General features: G+C 69.3%; 1 protein-coding gene. It reads left to right on the forward strand.

The window, feature by feature from the left end:
- Positions 1-63: 63 nt before the first annotated feature.
- Positions 64-3,639, forward strand: a 3,576-nt coding sequence (locus ACEPPI_RS40130; RefSeq protein ID WP_373920182.1) for a beta-ketoacyl synthase N-terminal-like domain-containing protein, incomplete at its 3' end; no start/stop codon positions are given.

Below are 3,639 nucleotides of genomic sequence, written 5' to 3' on the forward strand. Positions count from 1 at the left end.
CTCTGGGTCAACGGTGTCCCGATCGACTGGGCCGCCCTTCACACGAACCGCTCACCGCGACGCGTGCCCCTGCCCACCTACGCATTCGACACCAAGCGCTACTGGATCGAGCGGAAGACCGCTGGTGCCACGGCGCCGGCGGCCCGCCTCTTCCGGCCGGTCTTCCGCCAGGAAGCCCTTACCGCGGCGATCACCGGCAAGCCCGGCGAACGCTGGATCGTCTTCACCGACGCGCTCGGCATCGCAGAGCGCTGGACCGCGCGCCTGCGAGAAGCCGGCGAGCACGTCGTCACGGTGGAGGCCGGGACGTCGTTCGAGCGTTCCGCCCCGGACGCCTACCGTCTGCGCCCCGAAGCGACCGAGGACTTCGACCGGCTCGTCCGCGAACTCCAGGCCGCCGATGGAACAAGCGGTGCGTGGAACGTCCTTTACCTGTGGGCGGTCGACACCGAGGCCGACGTCGACCGGGCGCGCGTCTTCGCGCTCGACGCTCTGGTCCACTTCGCCCGTGCACTCGGACTGCACCGCGGAACCGAGCAGACCCGGCTCGCCGTGGTGACACGGGGACTCGCCCGGGTGAGCAGCGGCGAGCCCGCACCGCCCACCCGCGCGCTCGTCCTCGGGCCGGTCAAGACGCTGCCCCTCGAATATCCGGCGCTCACCGCGTCCGCGATCGACATTGAGGGCACGGCGGCTGAGGTCGATCCGCTCATCGCCGAGATCCGCGCGTCATTGCCGCATTCCTTCGTCGCCTATCGGGACACCACCCGCTACGTCGAGGGTGTCGAGGGCATGACCACGTCCGCGGCGGAGGGAGGACCCGCGGCCCTTCGGCCGCTTGGCGTCTACTTGATCACTGGCGGCCTCGGCGGCATCGGCCGCACGATCGCCACATGGATGGCGCGGAAGTACAAAGCGCGCCTGGTGCTCATCGGGCGGACGCCGCTCCCGCCGCGTGAACAGTGGCCGACGCTCGAGAGCGATCCCACGACCCCCGCGGAAACCCGGAGCCGCATCGTCGCGGTACGCGAGCTGGAGTCGTACGGGGCCGAGGTGCTCGTCGAAGCATGCGACGTGAGCGACCGTACCGCTCTCGCCGATGTCGTCGCCCGGGCCGAGCTCCGGTTCGGGCCCGTCGAAGGCGTCGTCCACGCCGCGGGCCTCGCCGGCGGGGGGCTCGCCCAGTTCCGGCACGTCGAGGCCATGCGCAAGGTGCTGACGCCCAAGGTCGACGGCACGCTCGCGCTCGCCTCGGTGCTCCGCAGCCGCCCGCTCGCCTTCTTTGCCGTGTTCTCCTCGACCGGCGCACTTCTGGGCAGCCTCGGCCAGGTCGACTACTGCGCAGCGAATGCCTTCCTCGACGCATGGGCCGAGTCGCCCGGCGCTCCCGAACGTGTCGTCGCCATCGCTTGGGACGCCTGGCGGAACGTGGGCATGGCGTCGCACGAGCGGCTCCCCGCTGCCGTACTCGAGGCACACGTCGGCGACGAGCCGACGGGGATTTCCGCCTCCGACGCGCTTGCCGTCTTCGAACGTGCGCTCTTTGGAGGGCAGCGGCGCGTGATCGTCTCCGCCGAGAACCTGCCGAGCAGGCTCGCGCGCGGTACGAAGCGCCATCAGGAGCGGCCGGCGGACGCCCCTGTGTCCGGGCCGCGGTCGCGCGCGGAGATCGAGAGCACGCTCACCGAGATATGGGAGAACCTCTTCGGACGCTCTCGCATCGACCGCGACGCGAACTTCTTCGACCTGGGCGGAGACTCCCTCCTCATCGTCGAAGCGGGCCAGCAGGTCAAGAAGCGTCTGCAGGTTTCGCTGGCCGTGGCAGACCTGTTCAAGTACCCGACCATTGCCCGCCTCGCGGAGCGCCTCGTGCCGACTTCGTCGTCTCCGCAGGATGTGAAGTCGCCGTCGACGACCATCCGGAACCCGGCGGAGAACTCCGACATCGCCGTCATCGGCATGGCCGCTCGCTTTCCCGGCGCCGACAACGTGGACGCGTTCTGGAACAACCTCGTCGATGGTGTGGAATCACTGGTCCCCACCGACGAGCCTTCAGAGTCGGCGGTCGGTGGCCACGGCCAGTACGTGGCCGTGGCCGGATCCGCGGACGGGGTCGACCTGTTCGACCCCGCGTTCTTCGGTTTCACGCCGCGTGAGGCAGAGCTGATGGACCCGCAGCAGAGGCTGCTGCTGATGTGCTCCTACCAGGCACTCGAGAACGCCGGATATGCGCCGCGTGGGCACTCGGGTACCACCACTGCGGTCTACGTCGGCGCCGCGATGAGCAGTTACCTGCTCAACAACCTGATTCCCCAGCGTGGCTCGTCGGACATCGACCCGACGGTCGTGGGTCTCGGCAACGACAAGGACTTCGCCGCCACCCATATCTCCTACCGCCTCAACCTGCGCGGACCGAGCGTGAGTGTGAGCACGGCGTGTTCCACCTCGCTGGTGGCGATAGCCCACGCGTGCCGCAGTCTCATTTCGGGCGACAGCGACATGGCACTCGCCGGAGGAGCGAAGGTCCGTGCTCCGGAGCGCAGCGGCTACTGGTTCCAGGAGGGTGGAATCATGTCCCCCGACGGCCGCTGCCGGGCGTTCGACGCCGACGGGCAGGGGACCGTATTCTCCAGCGGAGCCGGCATCGTGGTGCTGAAGCGGCTGTCGGATGCGGTGCGTGACGGGGACACGATCCGTGCGGTGATCCGTGGTTCCGCGGTCAACAACGACGGTGCGGACAAGGTCGGGTTCACCGCGCCCAGTGTGACCGGTCAGGCGAGCGTCATCCATGAGGCTCAGCAGGTGGCGGGGGTCGATGCCGAGTCGATCGGCTACGTCGAGGCACACGGGACCGCCACCTCACTGGGTGACCCGATCGAGGTCGCCGGGCTGACCGATGCCTTCCGGAAGTCGACCTCGAAGCGTGGGTTCTGTGCGCTCGGGTCGGTGAAGACGAACGTGGGCCACCTCGACACCGCGGCGGGCGTCGCGGGGTTCATCAAGGCGGTCCTGTGTGTGGAGCGGGGATTGATTCCGCCGAGTCTGCATTACCGGACGCCGAATCCTGAGATCGATTTCGAGTCGAGTCCCTTCTTCGTGAATGCGGAGTTGCGTGACTGGTCGGGTCCGGCGCCGCGGCGGGCCGGGGTGAGCTCCTTCGGCCTCGGCGGCACCAACGCGCATGTGATCGTCGAGCAGCCGCCCGTGGTGGAGGCCCCTGACGCGGTGCCGTCCGGGACCGGACGCGGCTGGGAGGTCCTCGTCACCTCGGGCAAGACGCCGGCATCCCTGTCCGGCCAGCGGGCACGCCTGGCGGATCACCTGGCAGCCGGATCGGACCGCCGTGATGAGTCGGCCCTTCCGGATGTGGCGTTCACCCTGCAGACAGGCCGGGAGCATCTGGAACACCGTGCCGCGGTGGTGGCCCGTAGTGGTGACGAGGCGGCGCGGGCGCTGGCGGCGGGAGGCGGGTTGGTGACGGGGCAGGCGCGCTCCGACGCACCTGTGTCCTTCCTGTTCGTGGGCGGAGGCTCGCAGTTCGTGGGCATGGGCCGGGAGCTGTACGAGCGGGAAGGCGTCTTCCGCGAGGTCTTCGAGCAGTGCGCGCGCGTGGTGCAGGAGGAGCTGGGAGAGGACCTC

Origin of the sequence: Streptomyces sp. AB3(2024) (genome assembly GCF_041862025.1) — a bacterium.
Taxonomy (GTDB): domain Bacteria; phylum Actinomycetota; class Actinomycetes; order Streptomycetales; family Streptomycetaceae; genus Streptomyces.